General features: G+C 66.6%; 10 protein-coding genes. 2 read left to right on the forward strand and 8 right to left on the reverse strand.

Features of this window, described 5'->3' with window-relative positions:
- Positions 1-65: 65 nt before the first annotated feature.
- The 3 genes from ACWIEX_RS02775 to ACWIEX_RS02785 all read right to left on the reverse strand — a co-directional run bounded on the left by ACWIEX_RS02775 (position 66) and on the right by ACWIEX_RS02785 (position 4,679).
- Positions 66-986 carry a GntR family transcriptional regulator gene (locus tag ACWIEX_RS02775; RefSeq protein WP_454031615.1) on the reverse strand — a complete coding sequence of 307 codons (921 nt, stop codon included), beginning with the start codon at positions 984-986 and terminating at the stop codon, positions 66-68.
- Between the two features lie 94 nt (positions 987-1,080).
- On the reverse strand, positions 1,081-3,075 hold the full coding sequence (locus tag ACWIEX_RS02780) for an acetyl/propionyl/methylcrotonyl-CoA carboxylase subunit alpha (protein WP_454031616.1): 1,995 nt from the start codon (positions 3,073-3,075) through the stop codon (positions 1,081-1,083).
- A 5-nt stretch (positions 3,076-3,080) separates the two neighbouring features.
- On the reverse strand, positions 3,081-4,679 hold the full coding sequence (locus ACWIEX_RS02785) for an acyl-CoA carboxylase subunit beta (protein WP_454031617.1): 1,599 nt from the start codon (positions 4,677-4,679) through the stop codon (positions 3,081-3,083).
- Between the two features lie 282 nt (positions 4,680-4,961).
- Here ACWIEX_RS02785 and ACWIEX_RS02790 point away from each other — a divergent pair, with 282 nt between their 5' ends.
- On the forward strand, positions 4,962-5,408 hold the full coding sequence (locus tag ACWIEX_RS02790) for a VOC family protein (protein ID WP_454031618.1): 447 nt from the start codon (positions 4,962-4,964) through the stop codon (positions 5,406-5,408).
- Positions 5,409-5,459: 51 nt separating this feature from the next.
- On the opposite strand, the gene ACWIEX_RS02795 is transcribed toward ACWIEX_RS02790, so the two are convergent.
- Entirely contained in the window at positions 5,460-6,872 is a 1,413-nt protein-coding gene (locus ACWIEX_RS02795) for a mannose-1-phosphate guanylyltransferase/mannose-6-phosphate isomerase (RefSeq protein ID WP_454031619.1), read from the reverse strand.
- Positions 6,873-7,057: 185 nt separating this feature from the next.
- Positions 7,058-9,457 (reverse strand): beta-glucosidase BglX, encoded by a 2,400-nt coding sequence (bglX, locus tag ACWIEX_RS02800; RefSeq protein ID WP_454031620.1) that lies wholly within the window; start codon positions 9,455-9,457, stop codon positions 7,058-7,060.
- A gap of 199 nt (positions 9,458-9,656) precedes the next feature.
- Here bglX and ACWIEX_RS02805 point away from each other — a divergent pair, with 199 nt between their 5' ends.
- Entirely contained in the window at positions 9,657-11,393 is a 1,737-nt protein-coding gene (locus ACWIEX_RS02805; protein ID WP_454031621.1) for a glucan biosynthesis protein G, read from the forward strand.
- Here ACWIEX_RS02805 and ACWIEX_RS02810 read toward each other — a convergent pair.
- Genes ACWIEX_RS02810 through ACWIEX_RS02820 form a run of 3 tightly spaced genes read right to left on the reverse strand, consistent with a single transcriptional unit; the run spans position 11,363 to position 14,609 of the window.
- Entirely contained in the window at positions 11,363-12,460 is a 1,098-nt protein-coding gene (locus ACWIEX_RS02810) for an acyltransferase family protein (RefSeq protein WP_454031622.1), read from the reverse strand. The two genes, ACWIEX_RS02805 and ACWIEX_RS02810, sit on opposite strands and share 31 nt — an antisense overlap.
- Before the next feature lie 8 nt (positions 12,461-12,468).
- Positions 12,469-13,710 (reverse strand): glycoside hydrolase family 5 protein, encoded by a 1,242-nt coding sequence (locus tag ACWIEX_RS02815; RefSeq protein WP_454031623.1) that lies wholly within the window; start codon positions 13,708-13,710, stop codon positions 12,469-12,471.
- Entirely contained in the window at positions 13,707-14,609 is a 903-nt protein-coding gene (locus ACWIEX_RS02820) for a methyltransferase domain-containing protein (protein WP_454031624.1), read from the reverse strand. Before ACWIEX_RS02820 ends, ACWIEX_RS02815 begins: the two co-directional genes overlap by 4 nt.
- Between the last annotated feature and the right edge of the window lie 2 nt (positions 14,610-14,611).

The raw sequence follows: 14,611 nt of genomic DNA on the forward strand, positions 1-14,611 counted from the left end.
TGCAGAAAAAATACAATGTCAAGCGAGCGTGAGAGCCGATGAGAAAAGTGCCGTCGCCGCTGTGATCAGCCTGTGGGGGCCGGCCCGCCGTTTGCCGGTCGGGTCAGGTGCTGGCGCATCAGGATCACCGCCCAGTTGAGGTCGCCCTGCTCGAGTGCGTCGAGGATGGCGAGATGCTCGCGGCAGGACTTGAGCAGTGCCGCGGCGTCCAGTTCGCCGTAATCGGCATATTCCGTCAGGCGCCGCAGCGCATTCTGCGCCTCCATGGCCTGCAGCAGGAAGCGGTTGCCGGAGCAGGCCGCCAGCATGGCGTGGAAGCCGGCATTGATCTCGAAGAAGCGCTCGACGGAGGGCGAGCGATGCAGGTCGGCGATGAAGGCTTCATGCGCAGCCCTGCTGCGCGCAAACTGGTGCTTGTCGACATGGAAGCCGGGCTCCTGAAGCCCCATGCACTCGATGATCAGGCGGAAGCGATAACTCTCCTCGCGGGCCTCGGTCGAAGCGAGCGACGGCACGAAGCTCCAGCCATGGCCTCTGCGCCGCTTGATCAGCCCGTCTTCCGCGAGTTGCAGCAGGACCTTGCGCAGGCCGCTGCGACCGATGCCATAGCTTTCCTGCAGGTCGGTCTCGATCAATTGTTCCGGGAGCCGCCCGGCCTCGCGGTCGCGCAGGATTGCCTGCAGCACATCGTCTTCCTGCGCCGCCGGCAGCGATCGCTCCGCTGTTTCGAGCTCGGCGCCATCGCGCGACAGGAAAAACCCGAGATTGGTGCGGTTCTCGACCATGCCCCGGGCGGCCAGCACGCCAAGCGCTGCCCGAACCGGCGTTCGCGACACCTCGAAGGCGCGGGCGATCTCCATCTCGCGCAGATGGAAGCCGGCGGGCCAGCGCCGCTCCGCGGCCAGCGCGGCGATGCGCCTTGCCAGCGAGAGGTGCAGCCCGCTCGGCTTGGCCGCAGCCTTTCCGGGGCGGGACGCGTCGCTCATGTCGGCCATCGCTTCTTTGCTGCTATGGTTCTAATCGCAAGAAAAAGACATTTTTCTTGCCATCCCGCAAGCAGAGAGCAATTGCGCTGGCGCTTCAGGGCGAGGACGGCTCGATCAGTACGAGCCTCTTGCCGGCCTGGACTGTGTCCCCCGGCTGGCAGGCGATATCGGCGACCACGCCGTCGACACCGGCCGAGAGCGACGTGAAGAGCTTCATCGATTCGAGCACGGCGACGACCTGCCCGGCCTCGACCTTATGGCCCGGCGCGACGCGGATCTCGGCGACCACGCCCGGCATCGGGGCGAGCACCGCTCCAGAACCGGCTCCGCCGCCGCCAGCCGCTGCTGCGGGCCGCGCCTCGCTGCCGATCCCGATATCGAAGGTCTCGCCGTCGAGCGTCAATCGGATGCGCCCGCCGGCCGTCGCATGGCTGCCGCGCAGGATGCGATCCTCGAAGGCGAGCTCGAAGCTTTCGGAACTTGCGCGCAAGGCCAGCTCGATCTCGCCACCGGCGTCGCTGACGCGGCGCCGACCATCCGGCAGCAATCGAACCTCCAGCTTCAGTGCTTCGTCTTCCTCCTCGGCAATCAGCCGGCTCGTCGCCACGCCGCCGGCAGGCGCCAGCAGGCGGAAGCCCGCCAGCGCATTCCAGGCATCGACGTTCGGAAGGGCTGCCTTCTGTTTTTCCAGCCAGAGCAGGGCGGCGACGGCTCGTGCCAGCCGTTGACGCGGTCGCTTCGCCGTCCAGCCATCGGGAAAGGCCTCCTCGATGAAGCGCGTCGTCGCTCGGCCCTCAGCGAAAATCGGGTGCTCGACCGCATCGATCAGGAAGGGCAGGGTGGTCGCGGGGCCGAGTAGGGCGAAATCGCGCAGGCCCGCTGCCAGCCTTGCGCAGGCCGTGGCGCGGTCCGGCGCGGCGGCGATCGCCTTGGCCAGCAGCGAATCGTAGAACAGCGTCACCTCGGAACCTGCCTTCACACCACTGTCGATGCGGATCGAGGCCGGCTCGGCATAGCCCTCGATCCGCCCGGTATCGGGCCGAAAACCCTGATCGGCGCGCTCAGCGGTGATGCGGGCCTCGATTGCGTGCCCGCTCTCCCGGATTTCATGCTGCAAGGCCGGCAGCCGCTCGCCGGCGGCGATCCGGATCTGCCATTCGACGAGGTCGTAGCCGGTGATCGCCTCGGTCACGGGATGCTCGACCTGCAGGCGCGTGTTCATCTCCAGGAACCAGGGCTCGTCGAAGCCGTCCTCCAGGATGAACTCGACCGTGCCGAGATTGTCGTAGCCGATGGCCTGCGCGAGTGCGACGCCGCGCTCCAGCAGCTTGCCCCGGATCGCCGGATCGAGATTGGGGGCGGGCGCCTCTTCCAGAACCTTCTGGTTGTTGCGCTGAACCGAGCAGTCGCGCTCGAACAGGTGCACGACATTGCCATGCTGGTCGCCGGCCACCTGTACCTCGAGATGGCGCGGCCGCATCACCAGCTTCTCGATCAGCAGGGCGGGGTCGCCGAAGGCGGCCTGCGCCTCGGCACGCGCCATCTCGATCGCCGGCACCAGTTCCTGGGCGGAGAAGACGCGGCGCATGCCCTTGCCGCCGCCGCCGGCCGAGGCCTTGATCATCACGGGATAGCCGATCCGCGCAGCAGCATCCGTCAGCGCCGCATTCGACTGGTCGTCGCCGGCATAGCCCGGCACGCTCGGTACGCCCGCCTTCTCGGCGATCAGCTTCGAGCCGATCTTCGGCCCCATCGCGGTGATGCATTCGGCGGAGGGGCCGACGAAGATGCGCCCCGCCTGCCGGCAGAGCAGCGGCAAGTCCGGCTTCTCGGAGAGGAAGCCGTAGCCCGGATGGATGGCTTCGGCGCTGCTGCGCGCGGCGGCCTCCATGATGGCTTCCGCCCGCAGATAGCTGTCGCGCGCGGCGGCAGGGCCGATGCGGACAGCCTCGTCGGCGAAGGCGACGTGCAGGGCGTCGCGGTCGGCATCGGAGAAGACCGCGACGGTGCGGATGCCGAGCCGACGGCAGGTCCGCATGATCCGCACGGCGATTTCGCCGCGATTGGCGATGAGAAGGGAACCAATCATCGGGGTCACATCCGGTAGACCGGGCGATGCCCGGGCAGGTCGATCTCGCGCGCGGCGAGCGAGAGGCACAGGCCCAGCACGTCACGGGTCTGCGCCGGCTCGATGATGCCGTCGTCCCAGAGCCGGGCCGTCGCGTAATAGGGCGTGCTCTGCTCCTCGAACTGGCGGCGCGTCTCGCGGTCGAGTTTTTCGATATCGGCCTCGTTGGCGTTGCCGCGCGTCAGGCTGGAGCGTCGGAGCTCGGTCACCACCGTCGCCGCGACATCGGGCGACATCGTCGCGATCCGTGCATTCGGCCAGGCGAACAGGAAGCGCGGCTGGAAGCCCCGGCCGCACATGCCGTAATTGCCGGCGCCGTAGGAGCCGCCGATGATCACCGTGTAGCGCGGCACCCGCGCATTGGAGACGGCATAGACCAGCTTGGCCGAATGCTTGGCGATGCCGCCGCGCTCGGCCTCGGTGCCGACCATGAAGCCGGTGATGTTCTGCAGGAACAGCAGCGGGATGCGGCGCTGGTCGCAAAGCTCGATGAAATGCGCGCCCTTGAGCGCGCTGTCGGAGAACAGCACGCCGTTATTGGCGATGATGCCGACCGGTTGGCCATGGATATGGGCGAAGCCGGTGACCAGCGTCGCGCCGAAATCCGGCTTGAAGGCATCGAAGACGCTGCCATCGACCATGCGGGCGATGATTTCGCGCACGTCGCAGGGCTGCTTCAGGTCGGTGCCGACGATCGCCTCGATCTCCGCGGGATCGTAGAGCGGCGCCGTCACAGGACGTGCCGGGATGCGCGGCGGCGCCGGCCAGTTGAGCGCGCCGACGATGTCGCGGAGCTTGGCGATCGCCTCGAACTCGTCCTCGGCGAGATAATCGCTGACGCCCGACACCTGCGTATGCATCTCGGCCCCGCCCAGCGTCTCGCCATCGACGATCTCGTTGATCGCGGCCTTCACGATCGGCGGCCCGCCGAGATGGATGCGGCCGGTGCCGCGCACCATCACGACCTCGTCGGACAGCGCAGGGATATAGGCCCCGCCCGCCGTGCAGCCGCCGAACACCGCCGAGATCTGCGGCAGGCCGGCCGCCGACATCCGGCATTGCTGCAGGAAGGCCCCGCCGAAATGATCGCGATCGGGGAAGACGCGATCCTGCTCCGGCAGGAAGGCGCCGCCGCAATCGACGAGATAGAGGCAAGGGAGCCGGTTCTCGAAGGCGATCTCCTGCGCGCGCAGATGCTTCTTGACCGTCTCGTGGAAGAAGGAGCCGCCCTTCACCGTCGCATCGTTGGCGATGATCATGCAGGGCGTGCCGGCGACAACGCCGATGCCGGTGACGATGCCGGCGCCCGGCACTTCGTTGCCATAGAGCTCCCAGGCGGCGAGCGGGGAGAGTTCGAGGAAGGGCGAGAGCGGGTCGACGAGCAGGTCGATGCGCTCGCGCACCGGGATCTTGCCGCGCTCGCGATGGCGCGCCTGCAGCTTCTCGCCGCCACCCCCGAGGACACGCGCGTGGCGCTCGCGCAAGGTCTGGATCAGCGCCCCATAGGCGGCTCGCTTCTCCTGCTGCCCGGCTCCGGTGCCGACCCTGGTTTCGATGACCGGCATGTGTCTGAGCCTCCACGGACGCTCCTGCCGGCCAAGTCGCCAGCTGGGTACGATCATTTACCTACCTGCCGGTAGGCAGTTGAGCAAGAGGAAACGATCGTGCTGCCATCCCGATGGGTGATGGGATGTGCGCTCGGCTTTCAGGGAACGTTCGGCCGTGGCCGGAATTCGTATGCTGACACACATGGGGTGGATATCTTGATATCAATCCAATCGGGGAGCTGTCGCGCTCCTCGGCTCCGCCGGAGGAGCGCCGAGGCCCCAACAGAAGGGAGACGACCCATGAAGATCGTGACCAGCCTGAGCTTCCGAGGAGACTGCCGGGCGGCGTTCGAGTTCTACGCCCAGGTCCTCGGCGGAAAGATCACCGCCGCCATACCCTATGGCGATGCGCCGCCGGGCATGCCGATCACCGACGAAAAGTACAAGACCTGGCTGATGCATTGCTGGCTCGAGGTCGGTGACCAAGCCCTGATGGGCGCCGATATGGATACCGCCTGGGCCCCCAATGTCGACAAGCCCAAGAACGGCTTCGACGTCACCCTGCATACCGGCGACAAGGCAGAGGGGCAGCGCTGGTTCGACCAGCTCGGTGCCGGCGGGCGGGCCGTCATGCCGTTTAGCGAAACCTTCTGGTCGCCGGGCTTCGGCTCGCTCGTCGATAAATTCGGCATTCCCTGGATGATCAACACCATCCCCACCGCCGACTGGAAGCCGGCGCAGGGCTGAGCCGCAGCTCAGAAATCCGAGGCGATCCTGGGAGGTGCTTCGCAGCGCCTCTCAGACGCGCCTGTAGATGTCCTCGATACGAACGATGTCGTCTTCGCCGAGATAGGAGCCGACCTGAACCTCGATCAGTTCGAGCGGTATCTTGCCGGGATTGGCCATGCGATGCAGGCAGCCGATCGGCAGATAGATCGATTCCGTCTCATGCACGACGATGGTCTCGTCGTTGCGCGTGACTTCGGCGGTGCCGCGCACCACCACCCAATGCTCGGCGCGATGATAGTGCTTCTGCAGTGAAAGAACGCCGCCCGGCTTCACGGTGATGCGTTTGACCTGATAGCGCGCGCCGGTGTCGACCGAGAGATATTTCCCCCAGGGGCGCTGGATTTCGCGATGGGCGCCGGCTTCCGACTCGCCATGGGCGGTGATCAGCGCCACCATCTCCTTGACCTGGTCGGCTCTCGCCTTGGGCGCGACGAGAACGGCGTCGCGTGTCGAAATCACCGCGATGTCGTCGAGGCCGATCACCGCGACCACCGCATCTTCGGAGCGGATGAGGTTGTTCGCGCCGTTCAGCACATAGCCGCGCCCGTCGATGACGTTGCCATCCGGATCCTTCTCGGAAAGCTCCCAGACCGCCGACCAGCCGCCGACATCCGACCAGCCGAAATGGCCGGCGACGACGGCCGCCTTCCGGGTGCGTTCCATCACCGCATAGTCGATCGAGATGGTCTTGGCCTGGCCGAAGGCCGCGGAATCGAGCAGCAGGAAATCGAGATCGGGCTCGGCCCGGGCAATGGCCTCGGAAACCGGGGTCATGACATCCGGCTCGAAGGTCTCGAGTTCGGCCCGCATGGTGGCCGCGTCGAAAATGAAATTGCCGGAATTCCAGAGATATCCGTCGAGCAGATATTGTGCTGCGCGCTTCGCATCGGGCTTCTCGACGAAGGCGGCGATGCGGCGGGCTCCGTCCTGAAGCTCGTCGCCGGGCTGGATATAGCCGTAGCCGGTGGCCGGGGAGGTCGGAGGGATGCCGATCGTGACGATCTGTCCCCCTGCGGCGACGAGCCCCGCGACGCGGCAGGTTTCAACGAAAAGATCGCCATCCTGGACGACATGATCGGCCGCGAAAACGCCGACGATGGCATCAGGGTCGCGTGCAAGCGCGAGCTCGGTCGCGGCTGCGACGGCTGCCGCGGAATCCCGCCGCATCGGTTCGAGCACGATCTGCCCCGTCGCCCCGCAGGCCTGGATCTGCTCCTGAACCGTGAAGCGATACGCGACATTGGTGATGACGATCGCAGGCGCAAAGACCTTGTCGTTCGAAACCAGCCTCATGACCCGCTGGAAGGTGGAATCCTGGCCGAAAAGCGAAATGAACTGCTTCGGCATCGTGTCGCGCGAAACCGGCCACAGCCGAGTCCCGGAGCCACCGCACATCACGACAGGTATAATCTTCGAAGACATGGGCGATAGACCTGCACGGCTCTCTATGGCGGGCGTTCGATCGAGCATATCGAACGATCATTCCATGAGTCAGGAGAATTTCCTGGAGTGTGGCCTCACAATACCGCAGGTGACCTTTCCACGACGTTACGCGATACGGGCCTCCTTCGTGCCGCGATCACGACCCGAGCTCCTGCCTGGCCCGCTCATGCCAGCAGGAATGACTGCTCCAGCACATTGCGGGAATCGAGGCCGAGCTGGACGTTGAACTGCCCGTTCTCGATGACCTCCTTCAGGTCCCCGTTGACGAATTTGAGCTGGTCGGGACCGATCTCGAAGCGCACGACTCTGGCTTCGCCGGGCTTGAGCGAGACTTTCTGGAAGCCCTTCAGCTCCTTCACCGGCCGCGCGATCGAGGCATAGGGGTCGGCGATGTAGAGCTGGACGACATTGGCGCCCTCGAAGCTGCCGGTATTGGTCAGCGTCGCCTCGGCGGTCAGGGTTTCGCCGCGCTTGATGCGGCTGGCCGAGAGCTTGAGGTCGGTCAGGGTGAACGTGCTGAAGCTCAACCCGAACCCGAACGGATAAAGCGCGCCCTGCGCCTCCTCGAAATACTGGGAGGTGTAGTTGCCGGGCTTGCCCTCCGTATAGGGGCGCCCGATCCGCAGCGCGTTGTAATAGGTCGGGATCTGCCCGGCCGAGCGCGGGAAGCTGATCGGCAGCTTGGCCGAGGGGTTGTGGTCGCCGAACAGGATGTCGGCGATGGCGTTGCCGCCCTCGGTGCCGGTGTACCAGGTTTCCAGCAGCGCGTCGGCATTGTCCTTTTCCCAGCCGATCGCGAGAGGCCGGCCGTTCATCAGCAGGACGACGAGCGGCTTGCCGGTCGCCTTCAGCGCCTGGAGCAGCTTGCGCTGCGAGCCCGGCATCTCGATGGTCACGCGGCTCGAGGATTCGTGCGACATGCCGCGCACCTCGCCGACGACTGCGATCACCACATCGGCCTGGTTGGCCACAGTGACGGCCTCCTCGATCATCACGTCGATCGGGCGCGGATCCTGGATGACCTCGGGTTTGTCCCAGTTCAGGAAGTTCAGGTATTCGACGATCTTCGGGTCGTCGAGCACGTTGGAGCCGCGGGCGGTCAGGAGCTGCGCCTTGCCCTCGATCGCCTTCTCGATGCCGGCCTTGACCGTGACGGCCTGCTCGGCGACGCCCTGCGCCGACCAGCTGCCGAGGATGTCGAGCCCGGAATCGGCCAGCGGCCCGACAAGCGCGATCGTGCCCTGCTTCTTCAGCGGCAGGGTCTGGTTGCGGTTCTCCAGCAGCACGATGGTGTCGCGGGCGATTTCTCGGGCGGGCTCGCGATGCAGGCGGTCGTTGGAACGCACATCGACGGGATCGTCCTGTGCCTTGCCCATGCGCAGGAACGGATTGGCGAACAGGCCCATGTCGTATTTGGCGCCGAGAACCTCGCGCACGCAGGCGTCGAGCTCGGCCATCTTGATCTCGCCCGAGGCGATCAGGCCGGGGACCTCGGCGAGATAGACCTGATCGGCCATGCTGAGGTCGATGCCGGCCTTGATCGCGAGCTTCGCCGCCTCGCGGTTGTCGCGGGCGACGCCGTGGCGCGTCAGCTCCGTGATCGCGCCGTGATCGCTGACGGTGACGCCCTTGAAGCCCCACTGCTTGCGCAGCAGATCCTGCATCAGCCAGGTATTGGACGTGGCCGGCACGCCGTTGACCGAGTTGAGCGCGACCATGACGCCGCCGGAACCCGCATCGATCGCCGCCTTGTAGGGCGGCAGATAGACCTGGTGCATGCGCAGCGGGCTCATGTCGACCGTGTTGTAGTCGCGCCCGCCCTCGACCGCGCCGTAGAGCGCGAAATGCTTCACGGCGGCCATGATCGTGTCCGGCTGGTCGGGCGAGGTGCCCTGGAAGCCGCGCACGCTGGCCCGGGCGCATTCGCTGACGAGATAGGGATCTTCGCCGAAGCCCTCCGAGGTGCGGCCCCAGCGCGGATCGCGGCTGATGTCGACCATCGGGGCGAAGGTCATGTCGACGCCGTCATTGCAGGCCTCGACCGCCGAGACGCGGGCCATGCGCTCGATCACGGCCATGTCGAAGCTTGCCGCGAGGCCGAGCGGGATCGGGAAGGTGGTGCGATGGCCGTGGACCACGTCATAGGCGAAGAAGAGCGGGATCTTCAGGCGGCTGCGGTTGACGGCGGCCTCCTGGAGCGGCCGATTGTCGCGCCGGACCACGGTGTTGAACGAGCCGGCGATCCGCCCGGCCGCGACCTCGTCCATCAGCTTGGCATGGGGCATTTCCGGGCCGATGCTGATCAGCCGCAATTGGCCGACCTTCTCGTCGACCGTCATCCGGGCGAGCAGCTTGTCGACGAAGGCCTTCTTCGCGCCGGCCGGATCGGTGGCGCGGGCCTTTCCGGGCCTGGCAGCGGCGGGAAACGCGGCCATTCCGGCCGCAAAGGCCGCCGTCGCCATGGCGCCGAGCGCCTGCCGGCGGGACAGGCCGTTCCCTGTCTCGTCCTTGCAGGACACCGTCTCCAGCTCACGGGAAGCCGGCGCACCGTTCGAATGATCCATGCTGAGTTCGTTCACTTGAGAAGAGAGGGCGGCTGGATGGAGGGCGGCGAAGAATAGCGCGGGAGCGGTTCGGGGAGAACGGCGCTCATTCCTTGACCCTTGTGGCGATGATGGGCATTTGTGCTCGGGTGCGCCACTGCCAAAGTCGGGCGGGCGCGCTCCGGCCCGTCAATGTCACCTTTAAGGAGCTAGCTTGAACTTGTCGACCCGTTCCGCTGGCGGGGCCCGCATCGCGGCCCGGTTTTCGTCCTCGGCTCGAAGCCTGCTGACGCCGGTATTGGCCTGGTGTGGATCGGTCCGGGGCAGGCCCGGCATGGCACGGCTTGGCGTCGCACGGCTTGGCATGGCGCTGGGCTGGCTGGCCGTGGCGGCCTTCGCCGGGCCGGCGGCTTTCGCGCAGCAGCGTCCGAAATTCGGGCTCGATGACGTGGTCGCCAAGGCGAAGGCGCTGGCGGAGGCGCCTTATGTCGCGCCGGTCAGCAACCTGCCCGACGTCTTCAGCAAGATGCAGTTCGCCGATTACCAGAAGATGCAGCCCAAGCCCGAGCGCTTCGCCTGGATGGAATACAAGACGCCGTTCAAGCTGGCTTTCTACCATCAGGGCATGCAGTTCAACACGCCTGTGAAGATCAGCGAGATCGTCGACGGCGCCGCGCATGAAATCCCCTACGATGCCGGGCGCTTCGATTTCGCCGATCTGCATTTCGACCGCGAGGCGACGAGCAAGCTCGGCTGGGCGGGTTTCCGCGTGGTCTATCCGATCAACCAGCCCGGCAAGCTCGACGAGATCATGAGCGTGCTCGGCGCAAGCTATTTCCGCGTGATCGGCAAGAAGCAGATCTACGGCCTGTCGGGCCGTGGCCTTGCGATCGATACCGGCTTGCCGATCGCCGAGGAGTTCCCCGCCTTCCGCGAATTCTGGCTGCGCCGCCCGAAGCCGAAGGACCGGCACCTGACCTTCTACGCCCTGATGGATTCGGTGCGGGCTTCCGGCGCCTACGAGTTCACGCTGGTGCCGGGCTCGGACGCCGTGCTCAACGTCAAGGCGCGCATTTTCCTGCGGCAGGGCGCCTCGCCGACGACGCTCGGCATCGCGCCTTTGACCAGCATGTTCCTCTACGGCCCGCAGCAGCCGTCGCAGACCCCGAATTTCCGCCCTGCGATCCATGATTCCAACGGGCTTGCCGTCCGCGGCGGCAATGGCGAGTGGATCTGGCGCCCGCTGGTCAACCCGTCGATGGTGGCGATCAGCGACATCGCGGCGGAGAATCCGAAGGGCTTCGGCCTGCTCCAGCGCGGACGCGAATTCTCGCGCTATGAGGACCTGAAGGATCGCTACGATCTGCGCCCCAGCGCCTGGATCGAGCCGACCAATGACTGGGGCAAGGGCAATGTCCGCCTCGTCGAGATTCCCACCGCCGACGAGACCAACGACAATATCGTCACGCTCTGGGTGCCCGAGAGCAGGCCCCCGTTCGGCGAGCCGATGCAGTTCGATTATCGCATGCACTGGACGATGGACGAGCCGGCGCTGATGAAGGGCGACGTCTCCCATGTCGCGCAGACGATGCGCGCGACCGGCGAGATCTATCAATCCAACCTGATCCGTGCCGGCGACGGCACGCTCGCCTTCCTGGTCGATTTCCAGGGGCCGTCGCTGCGCAAGCTGCCGAAAGGCGTTCGGCCGACCGCTGTGGTCAACGCGAGCGACAATGTCGAGATCGTCGGCACCGACTTGCAGCCCAATCCGGCGACACAGGGCTGGCGTCTCACCTATCGGGTCAAGCTGAAGAACCCGGCCGCCTCGTCCGATCTCGATGCGGTCCTGAAGCTGGGCGACCGCACGCTGACCGAGACCTGGAAGTTCAGGCTGCCGCCGTCGCAGGCCGCGACGAACAAGGAAACCTATCTGAACCGCTTCAAGGCGATGGAATAGCCGGCGGGAGCATCGCCTATCGACGATAGCGAGCGCCCGAGCCGGATCATCGGGCGTTCGACCAGGCGATAGACGAGCCAGGACAGCGCCAGGGTCAGGCCGATGCAGAGCAGCATCGTGGCGAGGTCGCCGCTTTGCCCCGTCAGAGGCAGGATGCGATACACGGCGGCGTTGACCGGCCCGTGGAACAGATACATCGCATAGCTGATCAGCCCGATCCGGGCGAGCAGGACGGAATGCGGCCGCTCCAGCCTGACGGCGGCTAGGAAGACCGCACAAGCGAGCAGATAGGCGCTGAGGACGGGCGCGAGACCCTCCATGATGAAATTGTCGCCACGCGCCAGCGAGAACGACGAAACCGCGAGTACTCCCGCGAGCTGCGCGAGACCGAGGGCCAGCGCCGCGAGGCCTGCCCCCGGCCTCCGCTCGACCATCCCGAGCCGCAGCAGCAGCCCGAGGAACAGGAACGACAGGTGCATGCCGAGATACTGGACCGGCAGCCCGACAATCCCGTGCGTGCGCAGTTGCACGGGCAGGGCGGTGGCGGCGATCAGGCCCAGGCTCAGGAAGAGCAGGGCACCGAGATTTCGCAAAAGCCCGGCCGCAAACAGCAGCGCGACGAGGCCGTAGAAAGCGAGTTCGACGAACAGGGTCCAGTAGATCGGCGAGAGCCAGGGCTGGCCGAAAAGCGGCGGCGCCATCGTCATATTGGCCAGCACGGTCGCGATCGGCGGTGCGTCGCCGGAGAGCCAGGCCGTCAGCACGAGCACGGCAAGCGCCAGCCACAGCGCTGGATAGAGCCGGAACAGCCGTGAGATCGCGAAATGCCGGAGCGGTCGCTCGCCGTCTATGCTGAACGGCACGACGAAGCCGCTGATCAGGAAGAACAGGGCCACGCCGAAGCGGCCGAGGCTGAGGTTCTCGACGACCGATCGCGCCATCACGCTGATCGGCCCCGTCGCGGATGGAGCCTGCCGGAGCAGGTCGCCGAAGAGGTGCTCGACCATCACGGCGAGCGCCGCGATGGCCCGCAATCCGTCGAGATGGGCATAGCGTTGTCGGATCATGCCAGGGCTCATCGCAGCCCGAGCGCGCGGCGGGTGGCCGCATCGAAACCCGGCCCGGTCTCGTTATCGGCGAGCGCGAACCCGCCGGCTCCGGCATAGGTCCAGCAGGCCCAGGCGAAGCCGTGAGCCTCGGCGAGCTCGCGCATGTCGCGCAGCCAGCGCTCGCGGGCGCCGCTCCCTTCGGGCGTTGCCATGTAGGGCGTGCGGTGGATCCCGAACTCGCCGAGCAGGACGGCATGGGCGGGCAGGCGCTGCGCAATGCGCCAGGCATTGGCCTGCCGAAAGGTCCGTTCGAGGCTCGATTGGTCGAAGCCGGCATAGCGGGCGAGCGATCGCTGGGCCTTATGTGCCTGCTCCAGGGCGGGACCCTCGAGACCGAGGCTCGCGATGCGTCGACGCGTTGCGGTGATCATTGCCTCGGCCGAGGGCGGCGCCGGATAGGGGATCGCATCCAGTGCATGGGCCGGGCTGCCACGCACGCCCTGATGCGTGAACTGCCAGGGCGCGTAGTCGTGATAGGTGTAGATCAGGCGCCCATCGCCGGCGAACGGCCGGGTATCGATGGTCGTCAGGGCCGCAGCCGCGTTCATCGAGCCGCCGCCCAGCACGAGCGGCAGGCGGGCGGAGCCGTCGCGGGCGGCCCGATAGCAGGCTTCGAGCATGGGTTGCCAGAGCGGTTGCGGCATCTCCGGCTCGTTCATCAGCTCGAAGGCGAGCCGTGGCGCTCCGGCGACCGCCCGATCTTCGGTGAGTTGGCCCAGAAGGCCGGCCAGCCGCTCCTGCAGCGCGAGCAGGGCCTGGAAGTTCGGCGTATCCACGCCCGCGGTCAAAGCGGCCGGCCGGTAGGCCGGGTTCATCGCGCTCGGATGCAGGTCGACGATCACGCCGAGATCGGCATCGAGCAGGTCGCGAACCGTCCCAAGGAGAAGCGAGTCGAGATGATCGCGGGCCGCGCCACGGAAAGCGAGGAAGGGGCCGATATCGACGGCAAGGCGCACGAAGTCGAAGCCCGCGTTACGGATCGCCTGCCGCTGGGCCGCATCGAAGCGAAAGCGCGATGCCGAGAAGGGCGCATCGCCATAAGAGCCGTCAGCGTCGATCTCGGCCCAGCCCAGGGCATGCGAAACGCCGATGCCGCGATGGAACCGTGGGATGTCGTTGCCGGGATGGCCTGCCGCTTGCGCCGGCCGGAGAGATGCAGGCGTCGCGAGGCCGGCCAGGCCAGCGAGAACGGAGCGGCGGCTCGTCACGGCGACGGCTCCCCGCCCGCTTGTCCGGGAAAGCGCGCGGTCAGGGCGCCGTCGAGGATCGTCATGTCAGGCTGGCCTGCGAACGGTCTGGACAAGCCGCAGAGCGAAGCCGCGCGCAAGGCGGGGTCGACCGTCCGCGACGGCACGAAGCGGACATCGTTCCAGCCTTCGTTCTCGAAGCTGCGGATGTAGTCGGCGGGACGTTGCCGGTTCGGCTGCCCGGGAAAGGCGAAGAGCCGGTAAAGCGGCTCGGGATAGCGATAGATGTTGTTGGGGTCCCGTTCGCGAATCCAGCGCGAATGCGTCTGCAGGTCGATGATATGAACGGCCTCGCAACCGGGCCGTGCGACCTGCGTCATCGCCGCGATGGCGGCAGCCGGGTTGTCGTAATGCTCGAAGGCCGCGCAACTGACGATCAGGTCGAAGCTTCGCCCTTCCGCGAGCCGCGGGATATCGAAATCCCGGCCGACCGCATAGCCGAACGCACGGGAGCCGGGCATGCCGACGAGGGACAGGGCGCGCGCCCGGTCTTCTGCGCGGCCTTCGGGAAACCGGGCGAGCAACCGCTCATAGAAGCCGGGGTCCTCGCCGCCCGCCAGGTCGAACACGTCGATCGCGTGATAGGACCGGGCGCCGAGCGCGAGGAAGAGCACGCCGTTGCCGCGCGAGGCGCCGGGGCTGAGCTCCAGCACGTCCCGCCCCTGCAGGTCGAAATCCGGCGGCATGAAGCGGCGCAGCGAGGCGAAGATATCGAGGAGATAGGCGATCTGACCGTCCGGATCGGATCGCGTCACGCCGTTCGGCGTGGTGTAGCCGTTGAGCTTGTTCTTGCCCCAGGCGAGGCCGAGAAAGCCGAGGCCGAGCACGGTCATTTCGAGGGTTCTCAAGGCGGGGTTCATCG

It is taken from the genome of Allobosea sp. NPDC055353, from assembly GCF_053644975.1.

Coding starts and splice junctions, on each gene's coding strand:
- ACWIEX_RS02775 (WP_454031615.1), bottom strand. CDS start 986: ATGAGCGACGCGTCCCGCCCCGGAAAGGCTGCGGCCAAGCCGAGCGGG.
- ACWIEX_RS02780 (WP_454031616.1), bottom strand. CDS start 3,075: ATGATTGGTTCCCTTCTCATCGCCAATCGCGGCGAAATCGCCGTGCGG.
- ACWIEX_RS02785 (WP_454031617.1), bottom strand. CDS start 4,679: ATGCCGGTCATCGAAACCAGGGTCGGCACCGGAGCCGGGCAGCAGGAG.
- ACWIEX_RS02790 (WP_454031618.1), top strand. CDS start 4,962: ATGAAGATCGTGACCAGCCTGAGCTTCCGAGGAGACTGCCGGGCGGCG.
- ACWIEX_RS02795 (WP_454031619.1), bottom strand. CDS start 6,872: ATGTCTTCGAAGATTATACCTGTCGTGATGTGCGGTGGCTCCGGGACT.
- bglX (WP_454031620.1), bottom strand. CDS start 9,457: ATGGATCATTCGAACGGTGCGCCGGCTTCCCGTGAGCTGGAGACGGTG.
- ACWIEX_RS02810 (WP_454031622.1), bottom strand. CDS start 12,460: ATGATCCGACAACGCTATGCCCATCTCGACGGATTGCGGGCCATCGCG.
- ACWIEX_RS02820 (WP_454031624.1), bottom strand. CDS start 14,609: ATGAACCCCGCCTTGAGAACCCTCGAAATGACCGTGCTCGGCCTCGGC.